Genomic DNA, 19,501 nt, shown 5'->3' with positions numbered 1-19,501 from the left:
AGATTTTTTTGGGTATTGATATGAATTATACAGGGGGCCCACCCCAAGGGGTGGGCCAAAAGCGTATTAGAGGGCGTGATCGATGCGGATGTCAATCGGCGCTGTGGGGATGGTGCTGGTCGGCACGGTGACCGAAACCCCTTCAAAGGCGCCTTCCTTGTTCATGACGTTGCCGCCCCGGGAGAGTCGCGCCTTGAACTGTAGCTCGGCATGGGCCGCCAGCTTGCTCCCCTCCATCATGGCATCCCCGTCCCCCAGGGAGAGGGTGAGCGGGAGATGCGGGCCTGCAATGCGCTTGACCGCGATGGGCATGGGCGGACCGTTGGGGATCACCGCAAAGACGAACAGATGGGCATCTTCCGGCATCTTTATACCCGGCGCCAGGGTGATGTGCAGGGGGAACTCCCCCTCTTTCACCGCCAGCACCCCGGCTTGTGCCTGGCCTTCGGCAGACGGGGTAGTCACGGCGATGCCACGCTGGCCAAGCTGCTGCCTGGCGTACTCCATGGAGCGCTCCACCATGGTGTAGCGGGCCGAGCCCGGCTCCAGCAGCGGCAACATCCCCTGCCAGCGGTCGAGGGCGGTCTGGAAATCCTCTTTTTGCAGGGCCATGAAGGCGTGGACGGAGCGAGCCTCGATGTTGGCCGGGTCCTCGGTAATGACCGCCTGCAACAGTTGATCCGCACGGGCTTCCTCCCCCGTCATCATCAGGGCCTGGGCATAGGGCACCGCCACCATGGCCTTCTGGGGCGCGAGAGCGTAGGCACGCTCCAGCGCCTCGCGGGCCATCTCGGGATCATTGCCATCCAGGGTCAGACGTCCCAGCAGCAGCCAGCCACGGTAGTCGTTCGGTTCTTGTTTCAGCCGGGTTCGCAGGGCCAGGGTGAAGTCCAGCAGATCCTGCTCGGTCACCCGGGCGTCGCGCTCCACCAGGATGCGATTGCTGAGCTCCCCCAACCGGCTGCTGGCATCCTGCCAGCGGCTCACCTCCTGCCAGGCGCCGAGCTTGGCGTAGAGGCCGATGCTCACCACCGCCAGCACCAGCACACCGGGGATCCAGATCAGGCTCTTGCCGCCACGGGCGGTCTGCTCCACGTCGGGAATGTCGTCCAGGAGGCTGCGCTGCAGCTCCACCAGGGATTCCGGCTCCTCCGCCAGTATCCCCTGTTCCCGCTCTTCCCCTATCTCCAGCAGGCGTTGGCGATAGAGCTGCTTGTTGAGGGCCGAGCGACTGATGCTCTGCCTGCCCTCGCCACGCCACAGCGGCACGATCAGCGCCAGGCTCGCCAGCACCAGCAGGGCCGCACCCAATATCCAGAATGGGGTCATGATTTCTCTTCCTCTTTGAGCAGGGCGGACAGCCTGGCCTGCTCTTCTGCACTCAGGGTGCCTTCAGGCTGTTGCAAGGGAGCAGGGGCATGGCGGCGGCTTCGCACCACCACGGTGACGACGCCAATCACGATGACCAGCAAGGGGCCAAGCCAGAGGATAAGGGTCGAGGCCATCAGGGGGGGATCATAGAGAATGAAGTTGCCGTAGCGGGCCACCATGTAGTCCACCACTTCCTGCTTCTCCTTGCCCTCGCGCACCATCTGGTAGGTCTTGTCCCGCAGATCCTTGGCGAGCCCGGCGTTGGAATCCGCGATGTCCTGGTTCTGGCACTTGGGGCAACGCAGCTCCTTAGTCAGCTCGCGAAAGGTCTGCTCTTGGGCGTCGCTCTCGAAGGTGTAGACGTCGATGGCGGCGCGGGCCTGTCCGGCGCAGACGAGACCGGCCAGCAGCAACAGGGATGCAATCAGTGTTTTCATCGGGGAGGCCTCACTTCATGGCATCGAAGATGGGTTTGAGGGTCGACGCCCAGACGTCTGGGTTGATGTCCCCCACGTGGCGATAGCGGATGATGCCCTGGCTGTCGATGAAGAAGGTCTCGGGCGCGCCATAGACACCGAGATCCAGCCCCAGCATGCCGTCCGGATCATAGAGGTTGACCTGGTAGGGATTGCCAAGCTCCGCCAGCCACTTGATGGCCTTGTCACGCTCATCCTTGTAGTTCATGCCGACGATGTAGATCCCCTGCCCCGCCAGCTCCTTGAGGTAGGTATGTTCCCCGTAACAGGTCGGGCACCAGGTGGCCCAGACGTTGAGCAGCATGGGGCGCCCCTTGAGGATACTCCTGTCGTGCTGCTTGCCCAGGTCATAGATGTCCTGCAGGGTGAACACGGGCACCTCCTTGTCCACCATCACGGATTCGAGCTTGGTGGGATCGGAGTAGAGCCCCTTGAACAGAAACACGGCCCCCATCAGGAAGATGATGAAGGGCAGCAGATAGAGCCAGGTCTTCTTGCTCATGCCTTGGCCTCCTCGTCACGACGTCCGAAGCGGTAGCGCTTGTCCAGCATGGCCAGCACGCCGCCGAGGGCCATGAAGACGCCGCCGAACCAGATCCAGCGCACGAAGGGCTTGTAATAGATCCGCACCGCCCAGGCGCCGTTGTCGAGCTGCTCGCCGAGCGCCGCATAGAGATCTCGGGTAACCCCCGCATCGATGGCCGCCTCGGTCATCGGCATGCGGCTCACGGTGTACATCCGCTTCTCGGGTTTGAGCAGGGCAACCTGCTTGCCATCCCGGTGCACTTCCAGCACACCCTTGAAACCGTCGTAGTTGGGGCCGTTCTTCTCCTTGATGCCGGTGAAGACGAACTCGTAATCAGCGAACTGGACGCGATCGCCGGCCTGCATCCGCAGGTCCTTCTCGATGCTGTAGTTCTGGGTGCAGGCGATGCCGATGATGCTGACCGCGAGCCCCACGTGCCCCAGGATCATGGCCCAGTGGCTGTTGCCAAGCTTGCGCACGCCGGTGGCAAAACCGTGTTTGTGGGTGGCCCGCGCCCAGGTCTCCTGCACGCTGGTGACGATGATCCAGACGCCAAGCCCGATACCGAGCGCAGCCCAGGGTTTGAACGCCTCGGCAAAGAGTTTGGGCAACAGCAGAGCCGCGGCCAGGCTCAGCACCAGGGCGAGCATCACCTTGCCCTTGAGCTCACCGAGATCCTGGCGGCGCCAGCGGAACAGGGGGCCCACCCCCAGCAGCAGGGCGAAGGGGATGATGAGCCAGCTGTAGATGTGGTTGAAGAAGGGGGTACCGATGGAGATGCTGCCAAGCCCCAGCTCCTTGTGCACCAGGGGCAACAGGGTGCCGAGCAGCACGGTGAGCAGGCCCGCCACCAGCAGTATGTTATTGCCAAGCAGCAAGGTCTCGCGGCTCCACAGCTCGTGTTTGCCGTGGCTCTTGACCTGGGAGCCCTTGAAGGCGAACAGCAGCAGGGAGCTGCCTATCACCGCCAGCAGGAAGCCCAGGATGAAGAGGCCCCGGGTCGGGTCGGAGGCAAACGCATGGACCGACACCAGCACGCCGGAGCGCACCAGGAAGGTACCCAGCAGGCTCAGGGAGAAGGCCGAGAGCGCCAGCAGCACAGTCCAGGCCTTGAAGGTGGCGCGCTTCTCGCTCACCGCGAGGGAGTGGAGCAGGGCCGTGCCCGCCAGCCAGGGCATGAAGGAGGCGTTTTCCACCGGATCCCAGAACCACCAGCCGCCCCAGCCGAGCTCGTAATAGGCCCACCAGGAGCCGAGCACGATGCCCAGGGTCAGGAAGACCCAGGCGGCCATGGTCCAGGGACGGGACCAGCGCGCCCAGGTGGCGTCCAGACGCCCCGTCATCAGGGAGGCGATGGCGAAGGCGAAGGCCACCGAGAAGCCCACGTAGCCCATGTAGAGCATGGGGGGGTGGAAGATGAGACCGGGATCCTGCAGCAGCGGATTGAGATCCCGCCCGTCCACCGGGAAATACGGCAGGGTGCGGGTGAAAGGATCCGAGGTGAACAGCACAAAGGCGGTGAAGCCCACCGAGATAAGGCCGAGCACCCCGAGTACCCGCGCCACTGCATCGAGCGGCAGGCGACGACTGAACAGGGCCACCGCCGCCGTCCAGCCCCCCAGGGTCAGCACCCAGAGCAGCAGCGAGCCTTCATGGGCTCCCCACACCGCCGAGATGCGGTATTGCAGGGGCAGCAGGCTGTTGGAGTTGGTGGCCACGTACTGCACGGTGAAGTCGTTGTCGATAAAGGCCCAGGTTAGGCAGAGAAACGACAGCAGCAGCAGCAGAAACTGGCTGTAGGCGAGCGGGCGGGCCGCCGACATCATGCCAAGACGGCCGAGATGGGCCCCGATCAGCGGGTAACTGCCCAGCAGCAGGGCGGTGGCGAAGGCCAGGATCAGTGAGAACTGCCCTAATTCCGGGATCATTGACTATTCCCTCTCGATTGCACGGAGAAACCTGCCGATTTGGCGGCATAAAGAAGTGAATTCTTGGCACATACCGGCATCATTGCTTGGCTCCCTGCAACTGTGCCTCTGTGTATTCGGGCTTGAAGTGCATGCCGTTGGTGGCGTCGGCCACTTCCGGCGGCATGTAGTTCTCGTCGTGCTTGGCCAGCACCTCGAAGGCGGCGACCGTGGTGGCATCCTTGAGGGTGCCCTGAGCGACAATGCCCTGCCCCTCGCGGAACAGGTCCGGCAGAATGCCGTCAAACTCCACCGTCACCAGATGGCCGCCGTTGTCCACCAGCTTGAAGGCTACCTTGAGGCTCTGGGGATCCCGCACCACAGACCCCGGCACCACCAGGCCACCGATGCGCAGGCGCTGCCCCTCCTCGGGCCTGATCTTCTCCGGCCCCTTCCCTTCCACCAGCTCGCTCGGGGTGTAGAAGAGGTCGATGTTCTGGCTCAGGGCATAGAGCACCAGGCCAGTCACGCTGGCAAGGCCCAGGCTGATGGCCAGGATGATGGTGAGGCGTTTCTTGCGGCGCGGGTTCATAGGGTATTCTCCATCTGCTGGGCCGCCTTGCGGCGTGCCTCCCGAGCCTGCTTGTTGCGCAGTTCGCCGAGCAGGCTGCGGGTCTTCAACCGGGTGGAAATGACGATGCCGACCAGACAGAGCAGGGTCAGACCGAAGGAGAGCCAGACGTAGAAGGCATAACCTCCCATGGCCATGAAATCACTGAACGAGGCAAAGTGCATGCTTACTTCTCCTGCCTGGCGATGTCGGCGACCCAGGGGCGGTGCCACTCCCGCATCAGCAGCTCATTGCGAAAACGCATCAGGGTCAGGGCACCGAGAAACGCGGCGAACGCCAGGATCATGATGAGCAGCGGCCACAGCATCTCGGGGGAGATGGAGGGTTTGTCAAACTTGGTGATGGTGGCCCCCTGGTGCAGGGTGTTCCACCACTCCACCGAGTAGTGGATGATGGGCAGGTTGATCACCCCGACCAGCGCCAGGATGCCGGCGGCGCGGCCCGCCACCACCTTGTCGCTGAAGGCGTTGTAGAGGGCGATGACACCCAGATAGAGGAACAGCAGGATGAGCTCGGAGGTGAGCCGGGCATCCCACACCCACCAGGTGCCCCACATGGGTTTGCCCCAGGCGGCGCCGGTAAAGAGGGCAATGAAGGTGAAGACGGCCCCCACCGGGGCGATGGCCGCCACCGTCATGTCTGCCATGCGCAGTTGCCACACCAGGCCAATGAAGGCGGCCACCGCCATGGTGGAGTAGGCGCCCATGGAGAGGATGGCGGAGGGCACATGGATATAGATGATCCTGAAAGAGTCGCCCTGCTGGTAATCGGCGGGTGCGAAAGCCAGCCCCCAGACGGTGCCGATGATGAAGGCGAGCAGGCTTGTCACGGCAAACCAGGGCAGCAGGGTGCCGGCCAGCCCATAGGCGCGCTCGGGTTTGGCATAAGGGTGCAACCATTTCCACATAGCTCACGAAACCTTTCAGTTATTAATTTTTAAGTGGCGAGGGCTACCATACCCATGGGGGAAAAACATCATATCCCCCGAAAGCAATAAGCAGCCATCCCCTTGATCTATCTCAACTATCTCGCCCCTAACAAGGCTTCAAACGAAAATCTTTTCACCAAATCAATCAGTTGACACTCACCCGCAACGCCGCCGAGATGGCCAGGGGCGTCAGGGTCAATGCCCCCACCAGCATGGCCCCCAGGATGGCGAGCTGACCGGCATAGGGCAGTCCCATGCTCGCCGCGTCGATGGCGGACGTGGCGAAGATAAGCACCGGAATATAGAGCGGCAGCAACAACAGGCTGAGCAGCACGCCCCCCTTGCGCAGCCCTGCGGTCAGCGCTACTCCGACCGCCCCAAGCAGGCTCAGCACCGGTGTACCGAGCGCCAGGGTGGCCACCACGGCCAGATAGGTCTTCAGCTCCAGGGAGAGCAGGATGGCGAGCAAGGGGGAGACCAGCAACAGCGGCAGACCGGTCAGCAACCAGTGAGCGATCACTTTGGCCAGGGCCAGCAACCCCAGGGGATGGGGCATCAGCATCATCTGCTCCAGGGCGCCGTCACTGAAGTCGTCACGAAACAGCCGCTCCAGGGAGAGCATGGCCGCCAGCAGGGCCGCCACCCAGATAATGCCGGGAGCGATGCGGGCCAGCAACTGGGGCTCGGGCCCGATCCCTAACGGAAACAGGGTGATGACGATGAGGAAGAACCAGAGCGGGTTGAAGATGTCGGCGCGCTGGCGCAGGGCCATCAGCAACTCGCGGTGAATAAGGTGTATGACGGCGCGCAGCATGGGCTACTCCTGCAACAGCGAGGTCAGGGAGAGGGTCTTGAGCCGCCCCTGCATCAGGGTCAGATCCTGGTGGGTCGTAAGGACCACAATGCCCCCCCTGTCCGCGTGGGCGAGGAACAACTGCTCCAGCACCCTGACCCCCTGCTTGTCGATGGCGGTGAAGGGCTCGTCCAGGATCCAGAGCGCCGGTCGCTCGCTCAGCCACAACCTGGCCAGCGCCACCCGTCGCTGCTGCCCGGCGGAGAGCTGCCCCGCGGGATAGTCTTCGAAACCGGCGAGGCCGACCTGGGCCAGCACCCGCCAGAGATCCACGCCGTCCCCGGCAGGGCCATGAAGCTTCTGGTAGAAGGAGAGATTCTCAAGGGGGGTCAGGGTCGCCTTGACGCCGGGCTGATGGCCCAGGTAAAGCAGGCTGGCGTGGTATTCATCCCGGCAATGGCAGATATTCTCCCCATTCCAGCACACCTCGCCAGCAAAGGGCTGGGAGAGGCCGGTGAGCAGGCGCAACAGGCTGGTTTTGCCCACCCCGTTGGGACCCTCAATCTGCATCAAATCCCCGGCACGCACCGCGAAGGAGAGATGTTCAAACAGGGTGCGATCTTCACGCACGCAGCTCAGATTGTTCGCTTGAAGCAGCATGGGGATGTAATCGTTGAAAATGAGGCGGCCTGCATCTTAACACAGGATCCGGAGGCGTCTTTTCAAAGATGCCAATAATCAACAGGATTTGTGGGGAAGATCGCGCCCCCACCAAAGAGATTGATGCCAAAGGATTATCCACCGTCCCGGCATCGAAAAAGAGGTGGCCACGGGCCGAACAGAAAGCGGGGAGGCACCGGCCTCCCCGCGACACATCCGTCAGCTGCGTCCCTTTCGCAGGGAAATAAGCAGCTCCGCTTCCGCCTGGGGCAACTCGCACTCGCTCATCACCTCGTCCAGATCGGCACCAAGCTCCACCATCTTGGCGGCGCGGCTGTAGAGGCGGCGCTCCGGATCCTGCAACGTCAGCTCCTGCTGGCTGTCGTGGATCTTCTGCATGGCCCCTTCTGCGGCTTGCAGACGCTGACCCATGCCGATGGCGCCCGTGTGCAACTCCATCATCTGCTTGCGCAGACTCTCGAGCTGCCCCTGCAGCGCTTCCACCCTGGCCTCGGACTCTCGCTGGCGACGACGGTGCCCCAGGATCCCGTAAAGGGCCAGCACCAGTGCGAGCAAGGACAACCCCAAGGCTGCAAATTCAATCATCAAACCATCACCTTACCGTCACAGGGAGGCGGACAGGTGCCATCGCCCCCGTCCGCACGTTCCCGTCCCTGTTACAGGGAACCAATGTCTTCCCACTCTTCGTCGGAGAGCAGCTTGTTGAGATCCACCAGGATCAGCAGTTGGCCGTCACGGTTGCTGACGCCCTGGATGAACTTGGCGCTCTCCTCGGTGCCCACCGCCGGGGCGGCATCGATCTCGGAGGAGCGCAGATAGACCACCTCGGCCACGCTGTCCACCATGATGCCGATCACCTGCTTCTCCGCCTCGATGATGACGATGCGGGAGTTCTCGCTCACGTCCCCGGCCGGCAGACCGAAACGGGAGCGGGTATCGATGACGGTCACCACGTTGCCACGCAGGTTGATGATACCCAGCACGTAGTCAGGTGCACCCGGGACCGGAGCGATCTCGGTGTAGCGCAACACTTCCTGAACCTGCATCACGTTGATGCCATAGGTCTCGTTTTCCAACTGGAAGGTCACCCACTGCAGCACTTCGTCTTCGGCCAGATTCTGTGCAATATTGCGCTTCTCTGTCATCTTCTTGATCCTTGTATGAACCCGTCAACGGGTAAAATTAGCAATAAAACCATGGCGATGCCGATGTTGTCAGCGGCCTTCGATGTTCACGCCCCGGCCAAGCAGCAGCAAGAGCTCCCTGACGTGCAGCAGGGCACACATCTTCTCCTTGACCATGCCGGCCAACCAGGGGCGCTTGCCCTCCTGATGGCGCCACTTCACCTGGTCCCGGTGCAGCAGTTCTGTGCCCTTCAACTGGTGACAGGCCAATCCCCAGGGTGATTCTCCCAGCATAATCAGATATTTGTAATCGTCCATCTCCAGATGCTGGCCCGGCATGACCCACTGGGCCGTGTCCACCACGTTCATCTTCTGCTCGCGGGAGGTCATGATCCCCTTGTACCAGCCCGGCTGGCCGAAGAGAGAGGTCACCTCCCCCAGTTGATGGATGCCCCCCAACTCGGTCAGAGGCACCGCAAACGTCACCCCGGCCACGTCGAAGAAGAGCGCCTGAAACTCGTTGCCGGTATCCAGGTTCTCCCAGGTCGACGGTGCGGGCGCCGCTTCGAGGGCGGGTGCGGGTTCTGCCACTGCGAGGGCGACGGGCTCGACCTCCTCCACCTCGGCTTCCACCACCGGCTCTGCCAGGGCGACCAGAGGCTCACTGTCAACTACCTCCGCCTCGAGCTGGAATGGCTCGACATGCACCTCTTCGTGGCTCAGGGCATCCATCTCGAACTGGACCTGTCCCACCTGGGCAAGCAGCTCGCTCAGCTGGGCCAGTCGGGTATCGGCTTCAAGATAGGGGGTGGCAGCCACCTCCGGCACGGCGACGGTCTGACGTTGCAACGCTGGGGCCGGTGCTTCGTCTTCGGGATCTTCCCGCAGCAGGGCATCGTCCAGCAGCAGGGAGTGGAAATAGTCGTCCATGGCCCGAACCTGGGTGGTCTCTCTCACGGCATCACCTCCTGGGTCCGTTGACGCTCCAGCGCGTCGAGATGGTTGAGCAGGGTCTCATAGGCATAGGTGCCCCGGCTGCCCGGTGCATAGATGGAGGGAGGAATGTGCACCAGACTGGCATCCCTGAATTTGGTGTCGATGGGAATGACCGCATTCCACACCGCCTCCCCATACTGCTCCTTGATGGACTGCAATGTCATCAGGGAGGCGCGGGTACGCTTGTCAAACATGGTCGGAATGATGGTGTAGCGGAACTTCTCCCGCTTGGAGCGCTGCATGATCTCGAAGGTTTTCATCATCCGCTCCAGCCCCTTGAGGGCCAGGAATTCGGTCTGCACCGGCACCAGGATGCGATCGCAGGCCGCCAGCGCGTTCACCATCATGACCCCCAGCACCGGCGGACAGTCGATGAGCACGTAGTCGAACTGATCCTGCACCCGCAGCAGAGCGCGCTTGAGCACCAGCCCCATCCCTTCCCGGTTGCCCATCACCCGATCCAGCGTGGCCAGGGTAATCGAGGCGGGCAGCAGGCTGATGTTCTCGAATCGGGTCTTGAGGGTCATCCGGTTGACCAGCTCGGCGCTGGGTTTGGCCGCCTGGAACAACTCGTACAGGGTGCCTTCCAGCCTGTCCGAGTCGAAATCGAGATAGGAGGTCAGGGAGGCGTGGGGGTCGGTGTCGATCAGCAGTACCCGCTGGCCACGCTGGGCCAGAATGCCCGCCAGGGAGACGACCGTGGTGGTTTTACCGACTCCACCTTTCTGATTGGCAACCGTCCAAACAATCACTGTATCAATCCTGCCTTGTTGTTATGCGTATGCCCCCACCGGGCAGCGCGATCACCCTGATCTTTTCACTGTCGACACTCTGCGGTGCGTCCTGCACCGGTGCCACCGTCAGCGGTTTGACGGGGGCTGGCGGCACCCAGGCGAACCTGGATATGGCGACCACCACCTTGCGATTCTGTAATCGTCCCTGCTCGGTGCCATTGTCGACGAAGGGGGAAAACTCTCCGTACGCCTCGTAGGCGAGCCGACCGGGAGCCACCCCCTTGCCCACCAGGGCATTGAGCACTGCCTCGGCACGGGCCGCTGACAATGTCCAGTTGGAGCGGAAAATTTCGTTGTTTATCGGTTGGTTATCCGTGTAGCCCCGCACCCTGACATAGTTATCGACCGGTTTGAGAATACCTGAAAGCGTATCGAGCACGGGTGCGGCATTGCTCCCCAGAAAAGCGCTGCCACTGTTGAACAGGAGACCTGAACTCAGCTCCACCGTCAGCCAGTTGTCATCCTGCGCAAGCTTCACCACCCCCGCATCGACCAGGGCGCCCATGGACTCCTGGATCTGCATGTCGATCTGCGCAAGAGCCGTGCCATCTTGCGAGACGGGCGTACCCGTGATGGGGGCACGCGAGGGGGACGCAGAGGCCTGGCTCTCCAGCAGGCTGGGGGCGGCCGAGACCGAGTTGTCCAGCAAGGAATTACCCCGCCCTTCCAGCAGGCCATCGCTTCGCGGCGCCTGGTTGAAGGCCTGGGTCATGCCCTCGATGACGGCGCGGTACTCCTCCTTGTTGACGATGGCAACGGAGTAGAGCACCACGAAAAGGGCGAAGATGAGCGTCATGTAATCGGCATAGGAGACCAGCCAGCGATCGAGATGCTCTCGCCCTTGCAGGTGCAAACGATAGCGCTTGCGCATGGCTACTCCCCTTTCAGATAAGCCCGTAACCGCCTTTCAACCTGCGGGCCGTTCTCCCCGTGGGCGATGGCCAGAAGCCCCTCCAGGGTCATCTCCTGATAGAGGCCGTAATGGTAGTGGAAGGCGCGCAGCCGATTCGCAATCGGCAGATAGAGCAAGTTGGCAAAGCCCACCCCGTAGATGGTGGCGACGAAGGCTACGGCAATGCCCGCCCCCAGGGTGCCTGGCTCCTCCAGATGAAACATGGCCTGGATGAGGCCAATCACGGCCCCGATGATGCCGATGGTGGGACTGTACCCCCCCATGGACTCGAACACCCTGGCCGAGTGCTCGTTGCGCTCCTGCTCGATGTCGATGTCCGCCTCCAGCAGGCTGCGGATATCCTCGATGGAGACGCCATCCACAATCATGGAAAGCCCCTGGCGGGTGAAGGGATCGGGCTCGGCCTCGGCCTGGTTTTCCAGCGCCAGCAAGCCTTGCTGGCGGGCGAACTGGGCCCACGCCTTCAGGCGCTCGGCCTGCTCCGCAAGATCCAACTGCGGCGGAAACAGCATCCAGGTTGCCTGCCTCAGGGCACTGAGCAGGTACCTGCGGGGAGTCTGCAAGATCACCGCCCCCCAGGTTCCCCCGACGACGATGACAAAGGCCGGCCCATCCAGCAGGGTCAGCAGGCTCCCGCCATGCCACCACTGGGCGATGGCGACGGCCCCCAGCGCCAGCACCAGGCCGAGCATGCCCATGGTCAGCGACCCAACTCGACCAGAATGCGCTGGGCCACCCGATCCAGCGGCAGGGATTCGCTTGCTATGCCCGCCTTGGCAACGGCCTGGGGCATGCCATAGACCACGCAGGAGGCTTCATCCTGCGCCCAGATGGTCGCCCCCTGCTCCTTGAGCAGACGGGCACCGTCGCGGCCATCCGCGCCCATGCCGGTCAGGACGATGGCCAGCACCTTGTCGCCATAGGTCTTGGCGGCGGAGGCGAAGGTGATGTCCACGCAGGGTTTGTAGTTGACCTTGTCATTGCCATCGATGATGCGAAGACGGGCACCGGGCCCGCGCCCTTCCAGCAACATCTGCTTGCCACCGGGGGCAAGATAGGCCTGACCCGGCTTGAGCACGTCGCCATCCTGCGCCTCCTTGACCCCTATCTGGCACAGCCCGTTGAGGCGGGCGGCAAAGGCAGCGGTGAAGGTGGCCGGCATGTGCTGGATCAGCAGGATGGGATGAGGGAAATCTCCCGGCAGCTTGGTCAGCACGTTCTGCAGTGCCACCGGCCCGCCGGTGGAGGTACCGATGGCAACCAGCTGGTAACTCTTGCCACTGCGCTTGAACGCGGCGGGAGCCGCCGCTGCTCGCGCAGGCTCGTGCTGGCGTTCGGCCAAGGGGCGATTCATGGTCCCCGTGACGGCGGGCCGGACGGCAGGCTCGGGGGCGCGGGGCCGGGTCGCCATCAGGAAGCGCTTGCGGGCGATCTCCTTGACCCGCTGCTGCAGCAAGTTGACTGCTTCGTCCTTGTCCCGGGCGATGTCTTCAAACTTCTTGGGCAGAAAATCGAGGGCGCCCGCATCCAGCGCATCCAGTGTTGCCTTGGCTCCCTCGTGGGTCAGGGAAGAGAACATCAGGATGGGGGTCGGACACTTGGCCATGATCTCGCGCACGGCGCTGATGCCGTCGAGCACCGGCATTTCAATGTCCATGGTAATGACGTCGGGCCGCAACTGCTGCGCCTTGTCTACCGCCTCCCGCCCGTTCTGGGCCGTGTCGATCACCGTCATCAGGGGATCCTGATTGATGATTTCGCTGACCCGACGGCGGAAGAAACTCGAATCGTCGACCACTAATACCTTGACTGCCATTGTTATTCTTTTAACTCCTTGAGCCTGGCGCTCAGTGGCGACGGGCATAGGCCTTGAGCAGGCTGGGCACATCCAGAATGAGGGCGATGCCGCCGTCGCTGGTAATGGTGGCGCCGGCCATGCCGGGGGTACCTTGCAGCAGGTTGTCCAGGGGCTTTATCACCACCTCTTCCTGACCGATGAGGTTGTCTACCACGAAGCCCACCTGCTGGGTCCCTATCTGGACGATGACCACGTGGCCCTGGTCCTGGCGGGCCGTCTTGCCGGCACCGCGTACCAGCCACTTGTGCAGGTAGAACAGCGGAATCGCCTTGTCACGGACGATGATGGTGAGCTGGCCATCCACCACGTTGGCCTTTTTCAGATCCAGGTGGAAAATTTCATTCACGCAACCGAGGGGCAGGGCGAAGGTCTGCTGACCCACCTCCACCATCAGGGTCGGCAGAATGGCCAGGGTCAGGGGAACCTTGATCTCGAGACGGGTGCCCTTGCCCCAGGTGGAATCGATGTGTACCGAGCCATTGAGGCTGACGATGCTGGTCTTCACCACGTCCATGCCCACTCCACGGCCGGAGATGTCGGAGATCTCCGACTTGGTGGAGAAGCCGGGGGCGAAGATCAGGTTGTAGGCATCGTTGTCGCTCATGCGCGCCGCGCTGTCAGCATCGAGCACGCCACGGCTGATGGCGATGGACTTGAGCTTCTCCGGGTCCATCCCTGCGCCGTCATCCTCGATGCAGAGCAGAATGTGGTCCCCTTGCTGGGAGGCGCTCAGGGTGATGGTGCCCTGGCGGGGCTTGCCCGCCTTCTCGCGCACGTCCGGCATCTCGACGCCATGGTCGCAGGAGTTGCGCACCAGGTGAACCAGGGGGTCGGCCAGGGCCTCCACCAGGTTCTTGTCCAGATCCGTGTCCTCACCCACCATCACCAGCTCGATCTCCTTCTTGAGGGTACGAGCCAGATCGCGCACCACGCGCGGGAAGCGGCCGAATACTTTCTTGATAGGCTGCATGCGGGTCTTCATGACCGCGCCCTGCAGATCGGCGGTCACGACGTCGAGGTTCGCGACAGCCTTGGACATCTCTTCGTCATTGCTGGCGATGCCGAGGCTCACCAGGCGGTTTCTCACCAGCACCAGTTCGCCCACCATGTTCATGATGACGTCCAGGGTCTTGGTATCCACCCGCACCGTGGTATCGCTCTGTACCGCGCTGCTCTCGGCGGGAGCGGCCTGCTTGGCAGGGGCGGCCCTGGCTGGCGCTGGGGGCTCTACCGGCGCGGGTTTGGCGGCCACTGGCGCCTTGGGCGGCGTCACCGGGGCTGCGGGGGCAGCGGGTGCCGGGGCCTTGGGTTCGGGAGCGGGCGCAGGAGCAGGTGCCAGACTGTGCTGGGGCGCCTGGCCACGGCCGTGCAGTTCATCCAGCAGGCGCTCGAACTCATCGTCGTCGATGAGCTCGTCCACCTCTTTCTGGACCGACTGCAAAGGTGCCAGATCGGGGGCACCACCGTGCTGGCCCTGACCATGGAGCTGGTCGAGCAGGGCTTCGAATTCGTCGTCTGTGATGTCACCTGACCCGCTCAGCACGGGGGCGGCAGAGACCGTCGGCGCTTTGCCGACACCGTGCAGCTCATCGAGCAGGCGTTCAAATTCGTCGGCGGAGATCTCGTCGATGGAGCCACCGCCATTGACGGCGACAGGCGCCACCTCGGCGATGACCTCGGGTTCTGGTACGGGTTCGGGCTCAGGCTCGGGTGCTGGCTGGGCCGCCACGCTGGCGGTACGCAGCTGCTCCTGCCCTTCCGGCTTGCACAGCTCGTGCAGATCGTGCAGCAGATCGGGAGAAGCGGGGCTTATCTCTTCGCGGTTCTGGACCTGGGCAAACATGACGTTGATGGCATCCAGCGCCTGCAAGATGACATCCATCAGCTCGGCACTGAGGGTCCGCTTGCCGTTGCGCAGCATGTCGAACAGGTTCTCGGCACCGTGACAGACATCCACCAGTTCGGTGAGGGAGAGGAAGCCCGCTCCCCCCTTGACGGTGTGGAAGCCGCGGAAGATGGCGTTCAACAGGTTCTTGTCATCGGGCCGCTTTTCCAAGTCGACCAGTTGTTCAGACAACTGTTCCAATATTTCTGATGCTTCGACCAAAAAGTCTTGCAGTATGTCTTCATCAACTTCGAAGGCCATGCGTCACTCCATTAGAATCCCAGGCTAGACAGCAGATCGTCCACATCATCTTGACCATTGACCACATCTGAGCGGGTCTGCGGGTTCATGATGGGGCCTTCCGCCTCGATGCCGCTCGCTGGCAGGCTACGTGCCGAATTGTCGCTAACGCCCTCACCGAACATGGTCAGCATCTCTATCAACTTCGTTTCAACTTCCTGCACCAGTTTGATCACCTTGCGGATCATCTGACCGGTCAGGTCCTGGAAATCCTGAGCCATCAGAATTTCCGTCAGCAGTTGTCGTAACTTATCGGCATCCGTCTCAGAAGCCTTAATAAAATCATTCAGTTGATGGCACAGCGCCTTGAATTGACCCAGCTCGAGATCCCGGCTCATCAGGGCATTCCAGTTGGGCATGACCAGCTGAATGTTGTCGTTGAGTCGATCGGCGATGGGAAGGCTTGCCTCGACCGCATCCATGGTGCGATTGGCCGCCTTGTCCGTCATGTCGATGACATAGCTCAGACGCTCCCGGGCATCCGGGATCTCATGGGTGGCCAGGTCGGGGATCCTGGGATCCAGGCGAAAATCCTGCAATGAGTTGTGCAATTGGCGGGTCAGCTGCCCCACCTTGTCAAACAGGGCCGCCGCATTGGGGGCGCACACATCGGCGAGGATGGTATCGGCCTGTTCAAACTCTTCCCGCTCCAGGTGGGCAACCAGCATCCTTGCCTGGTCAAGCGAGATCATGGCACTCGTTTTGGCCTTCATCCCTGCCGCTCCTTAGCCGATACGTTCAAAGATTTTGTCGAGCTTCTCTTTGAGGGTGGCAGCGGTGAACGGCTTGACGATATAGCCATTGACCCCGGCCTGGGCGGCTTCGATGATCTGCTCGCGTTTGGCTTCGGCAGTCACCATCAGAACCGGCAGGTGCTTGAGCTTGTCGTCGAGGCGAATCGCCTTGAGCAGGTCGATGCCCTGCATGCCGGGCATGTTCCAGTCGGTGACCACGAACTGGAAGTCGCCATTTTTCAGCATCGGCAACGCCGTGTTGCCATCGTCTGCTTCATGGGTATTGTTGTATCCCAGGTCACGCAGCAAGTTCTTGATAATCCGGCGCATCGTTGAAAAGTCATCGACGATGAGGATTTTCATGTTCTTGTCCAAAGTTCCTCCTAAATAGCCGCCAAGACGGCTCACTTACATGATGCAGATCGCAGGTTTTATGGTGCGGATTATGCCTTAGAGTTGTGCTCCAGTGTAGCCAGTACAACCACTTATAAATTCCAATCTCGCAAACGGGCGCGCAGCCTGTGCATGGCCTGACTATGAATCTGGCTCACCCGAGACTCACTCACACTCAATACTTCACCGATCTCGCGCAGATTCAGCTCTTCATCGTAATAAAGGGAGAGCACCAGCGCCTCCCGCTCCGGCAGGCGGGCGATGTGCTCGGCCAGAGCCCCCTGGAAGCGTTCGGCCGCCAGATCGTCGAATCCTCCCTGACCGTTGCCGTCATCGGGATGACCGATGACATCTTCACTGACTCCCAGATCCTCAATGCCGATGATCTTGCCGCAGGAGACATCCTGCAGCATGGCATGGTACTCCCCGAGGGACACCCCCATATTGGCGGCCACCTCGGTGTCTCTGGCATCCCGGCCATGGGCCTGCTCCACGTTCTCGATCGCTTCTGCGATGGCACGGCTGTTGCGGTGCACCGAGCGGGGCACCCAGTCCCCACGGCGGATCTCGTCGAGCATGGCACCACGGATGCGGATGCCGGCATAGGTTTCAAAGCTGGCGCCCTTGCTGCCGTCAAAGTTGCGGGAAGCTTCGAGCAGCCCAATCATACCTGCCTGGATCAGGTCATCCAGCAAGACACTGCTTGGCAGGCGAGCCAATAAATGCTGGGCAATCCGCTTGACCAGCGGAGCGTGTCGCTCGACCAGCACGTAGGAATCCTGATGACGCAAGTATGCTTGGGCTTTATTCACGGGAGTCTTCCTGTGTTATGACCGGCTTTTGCAACAAGTTTTCCAGGAAAAATTCGAGGTGGCCGCCCGGCTGATTCGGGATGGGCCAGCTCGCCGCCTTGTTCGCCAGGGCACGAAATACCAGGGCGGCAGGGGATTTTGGAAACGCCTCAACTATCAGTTTCTGCTTGCGCACCGCGGCCCGCAGGTTGGTGTCGTAAGGCACGCAGGCCACCAGCTCCAGGGAGGTATCCAGGAAGCGGTCGGTGACCCGGGTCAGCTTGGCGAACAGCTCCTGTCCCTCGCGCAGGGAGCGGACCATGTTGGCCACCACCTTGAAGCGGAACACACCGTGATCCTTGGAGAGGATCTTGATGAGCGCGTAGGCATCGGTGATGGAGGTGGGTTCATCGCACACCACCACCATGATGTCCTGGGCGGCACGGGTGAAACTCAGCACCATGTCGGAAATCCCCGCCGCCGTGTCCACCAGCAACACGTCCACCTGGGTCTTCATCTCGCTGAAGGCGCGGATGAGCTCGGCATGTTGTACCGGGGAGAGCTCGACCATGGACTGAGTGCCCGAGGTGGCCGGCACTATCATCATGCCGTAGGGCCCCTCGACGATGATGTCGTCTATGGTGCACTCCCCGGCCAGCACATGGGAGAGGTTGCGATGCACCCTCAGCCCCAGCATGACGTCGACGTTGGCCAGACCAAGGTCGGCGTCCAGCACCAACACCCGCTTGCCCTGGGCGGCCATGGCTCCCGCCACGTTCAGGGTCACGTTGGTCTTGCCGACGCCCCCCTTGCCTCCGGACACGGCGATCACTTTCACTCGATTGTTTTGACGCATTTTGCGCAGACCACTCGCCTGATCCATATACATGTTACTCATAAAACTCCGAATCTTCGGATTCGCCAAAACCCGATCCCCAGAAATAGGGATCTTCTGCTTCCCGTTCCAGCGACCCCATGGCGGCACCGACCAGCAGCGCCGCGTTGGCAACTTGAATATCTTCCGGCACCCGTTGCCCGTCGGTGATGTAACTGATGGGCAGGGCGTTTTGAATGCACACGTTGATCACTTCACCCAGATTCAGGCTCTCGTCTAGCTTGGTCAGAATGCAGCCGGAGAGCGGAATGCGCCGGAAGTGATCCACCGCCTCCTGCATCACCCGTCGCTGGGAGGTGGCCGACATGACCAGATAACTGCGTATACGCACCTTGGCATTCTTCACCAGGGTGTCGAGCTGTTCGGTCAGGCGGATATCCCGCTGACCCACCCCGGCGGTGTCGATGAGCACCAGCCGGCGATGGCGGAACTGATAGAGGGCACTGGCCAGCTCTTCGGCGTCCCGCACCTGACGCACCGGGCAACCCATGATGCGACCATAGGTCTGCAGCTGTTCGTGGGCCCCGATCCGGTAGTTGTCCGTGGTAATGAGCGCCACCTGCTCGGCGCCATACTTCATGGCAAAGCGGGCCGCCAGCTTGGCGATGGTGGTGGTCTTGCCCACCCCGGTCGGTCCGAGCAGGGCCACCGCCCCTCCCTGACGCAGGATCTCGTCCTCGCTGATCTTGAGCTGGGCCGTCAGCACCTCGGCCAGCTGGGCCATGGCCTGATGGATCGGCATGTCTTCGGGGATGAGGCCCGCCAGCTGATCGGCGAAGGCGTCGTCAAACCCCATCTTCTTGAGCTCCTTGATGAGCAGGGCGCGCATGGGTTCGCGGCGTTCCACCTCCTGCCACATCAGGCCGGAGATCTGGTGCTCCAGCAGCTTGCGGATGCTGGCCATCTCCTTGCGCATCCCCTCCATCTCCTGATCTCGCTGGGCGGACTGGGCCTGGCGCGGGGCGGCGGCAGGACGGGCCTTGGGCTTGGCGGGCTCGGGTGCGGCGCCCCACTGGCCCTGTTCGGCCAGGGTTCTGGGAGCACTGGCCGCGCCCGCCAGTCCGGCGGACTGGGTGCCGGCAGCGCCATTGGCGGGCCAGGAGGCCGAAGCTGGCTGACCGTTGCCTCCGTTGCCAGACCATGATCCCGGGGCGCCATTGCCACCCGCCGGGTTGGCCGGATTGAGCTTCTGCTGGCGCGCCAGCAGGGCCGCCAGGGTATCGGCGTAGTATTCGTTCTGTTCCTTGGGTGGCGCCGACCTCGTCATCTGCTTGCCCGCAGACGAGATATTGACGCTCTCTTCATTCAACTGACGGCGAACCGGCGCGTCTTTGGGCCCCGGTACCTGGGATTGATAATCGACGGCCGCGACTATCTCCACCCCACCGGTGACCTTTTTGTTGGACATGATGACGGCATCGGGTCCGAGAGTCTCCTTGACCTCGGCCAGCGCCGTGCGCATGTCTTTGGCAAAAAACCGCTTAATCTTCACCCGTCATCTCCGC

At 62.2% G+C, this 19,501-nt stretch carries 22 protein-coding genes; all 22 read right to left on the bottom strand.

Going from position 1 to position 19,501, the window contains the following annotated elements:
• Window positions 1-66: 66 nt before the first annotated feature.
• Entirely contained in the window at window positions 67-1,329 is a 1,263-nt protein-coding gene (ccmI, locus tag C2U37_RS14755) for a c-type cytochrome biogenesis protein CcmI (RefSeq protein WP_104452537.1), read from the bottom strand.
• A complete protein-coding gene (locus C2U37_RS14750; RefSeq protein WP_103259765.1) occupies window positions 1,326-1,808 on the bottom strand; it encodes a cytochrome c-type biogenesis protein in 483 nt (160 codons plus the stop codon). The genes ccmI and C2U37_RS14750 overlap by 4 nt, the downstream gene beginning before the upstream one ends.
• Before the next feature lie 10 nt (window positions 1,809-1,818).
• Window positions 1,819-2,349, bottom strand: a complete 531-nt coding sequence (locus C2U37_RS14745; RefSeq protein ID WP_041215578.1) for a DsbE family thiol:disulfide interchange protein — start codon at window positions 2,347-2,349, stop codon at window positions 1,819-1,821.
• On the bottom strand, window positions 2,346-4,301 hold the full coding sequence (locus C2U37_RS14740; RefSeq protein ID WP_041212639.1) for a heme lyase CcmF/NrfE family subunit: 1,956 nt from the start codon (window positions 4,299-4,301) through the stop codon (window positions 2,346-2,348). The genes C2U37_RS14745 and C2U37_RS14740 overlap by 4 nt, the downstream gene beginning before the upstream one ends.
• A gap of 79 nt (window positions 4,302-4,380) precedes the next feature.
• A complete protein-coding gene (ccmE, locus tag C2U37_RS14735; protein ID WP_039039900.1) occupies window positions 4,381-4,872 on the bottom strand; it encodes a cytochrome c maturation protein CcmE in 492 nt (163 codons plus the stop codon).
• Window positions 4,869-5,075 carry a heme exporter protein CcmD gene (gene ccmD, locus C2U37_RS14730; RefSeq protein WP_039039901.1) on the bottom strand — a complete coding sequence of 69 codons (207 nt, stop codon included), beginning with the start codon at window positions 5,073-5,075 and terminating at the stop codon, window positions 4,869-4,871. Before ccmD ends, ccmE begins: the two co-directional genes overlap by 4 nt.
• A gap of 2 nt (window positions 5,076-5,077) precedes the next feature.
• On the bottom strand, window positions 5,078-5,818 hold the full coding sequence (locus C2U37_RS14725) for a heme ABC transporter permease (RefSeq protein ID WP_010673946.1): 741 nt from the start codon (window positions 5,816-5,818) through the stop codon (window positions 5,078-5,080).
• A 166-nt stretch (window positions 5,819-5,984) separates the two neighbouring features.
• Complete coding sequence (gene ccmB, locus C2U37_RS14720; protein ID WP_010673945.1) at window positions 5,985-6,653, bottom strand: heme exporter protein CcmB; 669 nt, start codon at window positions 6,651-6,653, stop codon at window positions 5,985-5,987.
• Window positions 6,654-6,656: 3 nt separating this feature from the next.
• On the bottom strand, window positions 6,657-7,292 hold the full coding sequence (gene ccmA / locus C2U37_RS14715) for a cytochrome c biogenesis heme-transporting ATPase CcmA (protein ID WP_104452536.1): 636 nt from the start codon (window positions 7,290-7,292) through the stop codon (window positions 6,657-6,659).
• A gap of 219 nt (window positions 7,293-7,511) precedes the next feature.
• Window positions 7,512-7,898 (bottom strand): DUF2802 domain-containing protein, encoded by a 387-nt coding sequence (locus C2U37_RS14710; protein WP_010673943.1) that lies wholly within the window; start codon window positions 7,896-7,898, stop codon window positions 7,512-7,514.
• 71 nt (window positions 7,899-7,969) lie between these two features.
• Window positions 7,970-8,458, bottom strand: a complete 489-nt coding sequence (locus tag C2U37_RS14705; RefSeq protein ID WP_010673942.1) for a chemotaxis protein CheW — start codon at window positions 8,456-8,458, stop codon at window positions 7,970-7,972.
• Window positions 8,459-8,527: 69 nt separating this feature from the next.
• Window positions 8,528-9,394 (bottom strand): chemotaxis protein CheW, encoded by an 867-nt coding sequence (locus tag C2U37_RS14700; RefSeq protein ID WP_104452535.1) that lies wholly within the window; start codon window positions 9,392-9,394, stop codon window positions 8,528-8,530.
• Window positions 9,391-10,185, bottom strand: a complete 795-nt coding sequence (locus C2U37_RS14695; protein WP_010673940.1) for a ParA family protein — start codon at window positions 10,183-10,185, stop codon at window positions 9,391-9,393. Before C2U37_RS14695 ends, C2U37_RS14700 begins: the two co-directional genes overlap by 4 nt.
• A 4-nt stretch (window positions 10,186-10,189) precedes the next feature.
• Window positions 10,190-11,098, bottom strand: a complete 909-nt coding sequence (locus C2U37_RS14690) for an OmpA family protein (RefSeq protein ID WP_104452534.1) — start codon at window positions 11,096-11,098, stop codon at window positions 10,190-10,192.
• 2 nt (window positions 11,099-11,100) lie between these two features.
• The gene (locus C2U37_RS14685) at window positions 11,101-11,838 is read right to left on the bottom strand and encodes a flagellar motor protein (RefSeq protein WP_042016381.1); all 738 of its coding nucleotides are present in this window, start codon (window positions 11,836-11,838) and stop codon (window positions 11,101-11,103) included.
• Between the two features lie 2 nt (window positions 11,839-11,840).
• Complete coding sequence (locus C2U37_RS14680; RefSeq protein ID WP_104452533.1) at window positions 11,841-12,956, bottom strand: protein-glutamate methylesterase/protein-glutamine glutaminase; 1,116 nt, start codon at window positions 12,954-12,956, stop codon at window positions 11,841-11,843.
• A 31-nt stretch (window positions 12,957-12,987) separates the two neighbouring features.
• Complete coding sequence (locus tag C2U37_RS14675) at window positions 12,988-15,144, bottom strand: chemotaxis protein CheA (RefSeq protein ID WP_104452532.1); 2,157 nt, start codon at window positions 15,142-15,144, stop codon at window positions 12,988-12,990.
• A gap of 11 nt (window positions 15,145-15,155) precedes the next feature.
• Window positions 15,156-15,896, bottom strand: a complete 741-nt coding sequence (locus C2U37_RS14670; RefSeq protein ID WP_010673935.1) for a protein phosphatase CheZ — start codon at window positions 15,894-15,896, stop codon at window positions 15,156-15,158.
• Window positions 15,897-15,908: 12 nt separating this feature from the next.
• On the bottom strand, window positions 15,909-16,280 hold the full coding sequence (gene cheY / locus C2U37_RS14665; RefSeq protein ID WP_425278782.1) for a chemotaxis response regulator CheY: 372 nt from the start codon (window positions 16,278-16,280) through the stop codon (window positions 15,909-15,911).
• A 122-nt stretch (window positions 16,281-16,402) separates the two neighbouring features.
• On the bottom strand, window positions 16,403-17,122 hold the full coding sequence (locus C2U37_RS14660; RefSeq protein ID WP_041212632.1) for an RNA polymerase sigma factor FliA: 720 nt from the start codon (window positions 17,120-17,122) through the stop codon (window positions 16,403-16,405).
• Window positions 17,115-17,990 carry a MinD/ParA family protein gene (locus tag C2U37_RS14655; RefSeq protein ID WP_199770540.1) on the bottom strand — a complete coding sequence of 292 codons (876 nt, stop codon included), beginning with the start codon at window positions 17,988-17,990 and terminating at the stop codon, window positions 17,115-17,117. Before C2U37_RS14655 ends, C2U37_RS14660 begins: the two co-directional genes overlap by 8 nt.
• 1 nt (window position 17,991) lies before the next feature.
• The gene (gene flhF / locus C2U37_RS14650; RefSeq protein WP_043154482.1) at window positions 17,992-19,488 is read right to left on the bottom strand and encodes a flagellar biosynthesis protein FlhF; all 1,497 of its coding nucleotides are present in this window, start codon (window positions 19,486-19,488) and stop codon (window positions 17,992-17,994) included.
• Window positions 19,489-19,501 lie beyond the last annotated feature (13 nt).

It is taken from the genome of Aeromonas sp. ASNIH1, assembly GCF_002934285.1.
Taxonomy (GTDB): domain Bacteria; phylum Pseudomonadota; class Gammaproteobacteria; order Enterobacterales; family Aeromonadaceae; genus Aeromonas; species Aeromonas caviae.
Note: the sequence above shows the minus strand (reverse complement) of the source record. Positions and strands in the feature narration are given on the sequence as shown.

Bases quoted from the DNA above. Each gene is read 5' to 3' on its own strand.
- ccmI (WP_104452537.1), bottom strand. From the start codon at position 1,329: ATGACCCCATTCTGGATATTGGGTGCGGCCCTGCTGGTGCTGGCGAGC.
- C2U37_RS14750 (WP_103259765.1), bottom strand. From the start codon at position 1,808: ATGAAAACACTGATTGCATCCCTGTTGCTGCTGGCCGGTCTCGTCTGC.
- C2U37_RS14745 (WP_041215578.1), bottom strand. From the start codon at position 2,349: ATGAGCAAGAAGACCTGGCTCTATCTGCTGCCCTTCATCATCTTCCTG.
- C2U37_RS14740 (WP_041212639.1), bottom strand. From the start codon at position 4,301: ATGATCCCGGAATTAGGGCAGTTCTCACTGATCCTGGCCTTCGCCACC.
- ccmE (WP_039039900.1), bottom strand. From the start codon at position 4,872: ATGAACCCGCGCCGCAAGAAACGCCTCACCATCATCCTGGCCATCAGC.
- ccmD (WP_039039901.1), bottom strand. From the start codon at position 5,075: ATGCACTTTGCCTCGTTCAGTGATTTCATGGCCATGGGAGGTTATGCC.
- C2U37_RS14725 (WP_010673946.1), bottom strand. From the start codon at position 5,818: ATGTGGAAATGGTTGCACCCTTATGCCAAACCCGAGCGCGCCTATGGG.
- ccmB (WP_010673945.1), bottom strand. From the start codon at position 6,653: ATGCTGCGCGCCGTCATACACCTTATTCACCGCGAGTTGCTGATGGCC.
- ccmA (WP_104452536.1), bottom strand. From the start codon at position 7,292: ATGCTGCTTCAAGCGAACAATCTGAGCTGCGTGCGTGAAGATCGCACC.
- C2U37_RS14710 (WP_010673943.1), bottom strand. From the start codon at position 7,898: ATGATTGAATTTGCAGCCTTGGGGTTGTCCTTGCTCGCACTGGTGCTG.
- C2U37_RS14705 (WP_010673942.1), bottom strand. From the start codon at position 8,458: ATGACAGAGAAGCGCAATATTGCACAGAATCTGGCCGAAGACGAAGTG.
- C2U37_RS14690 (WP_104452534.1), bottom strand. From the start codon at position 11,098: ATGCGCAAGCGCTATCGTTTGCACCTGCAAGGGCGAGAGCATCTCGAT.
- C2U37_RS14685 (WP_042016381.1), bottom strand. From the start codon at position 11,838: ATGGGCATGCTCGGCCTGGTGCTGGCGCTGGGGGCCGTCGCCATCGCC.
- C2U37_RS14680 (WP_104452533.1), bottom strand. From the start codon at position 12,956: ATGGCAGTCAAGGTATTAGTGGTCGACGATTCGAGTTTCTTCCGCCGT.
- C2U37_RS14675 (WP_104452532.1), bottom strand. From the start codon at position 15,144: ATGGCCTTCGAAGTTGATGAAGACATACTGCAAGACTTTTTGGTCGAA.
- C2U37_RS14670 (WP_010673935.1), bottom strand. From the start codon at position 15,896: ATGAAGGCCAAAACGAGTGCCATGATCTCGCTTGACCAGGCAAGGATG.
- cheY (WP_425278782.1), bottom strand. From the start codon at position 16,280: ATGAAAATCCTCATCGTCGATGACTTTTCAACGATGCGCCGGATTATC.
- C2U37_RS14655 (WP_199770540.1), bottom strand. From the start codon at position 17,990: ATGTATATGGATCAGGCGAGTGGTCTGCGCAAAATGCGTCAAAACAAT.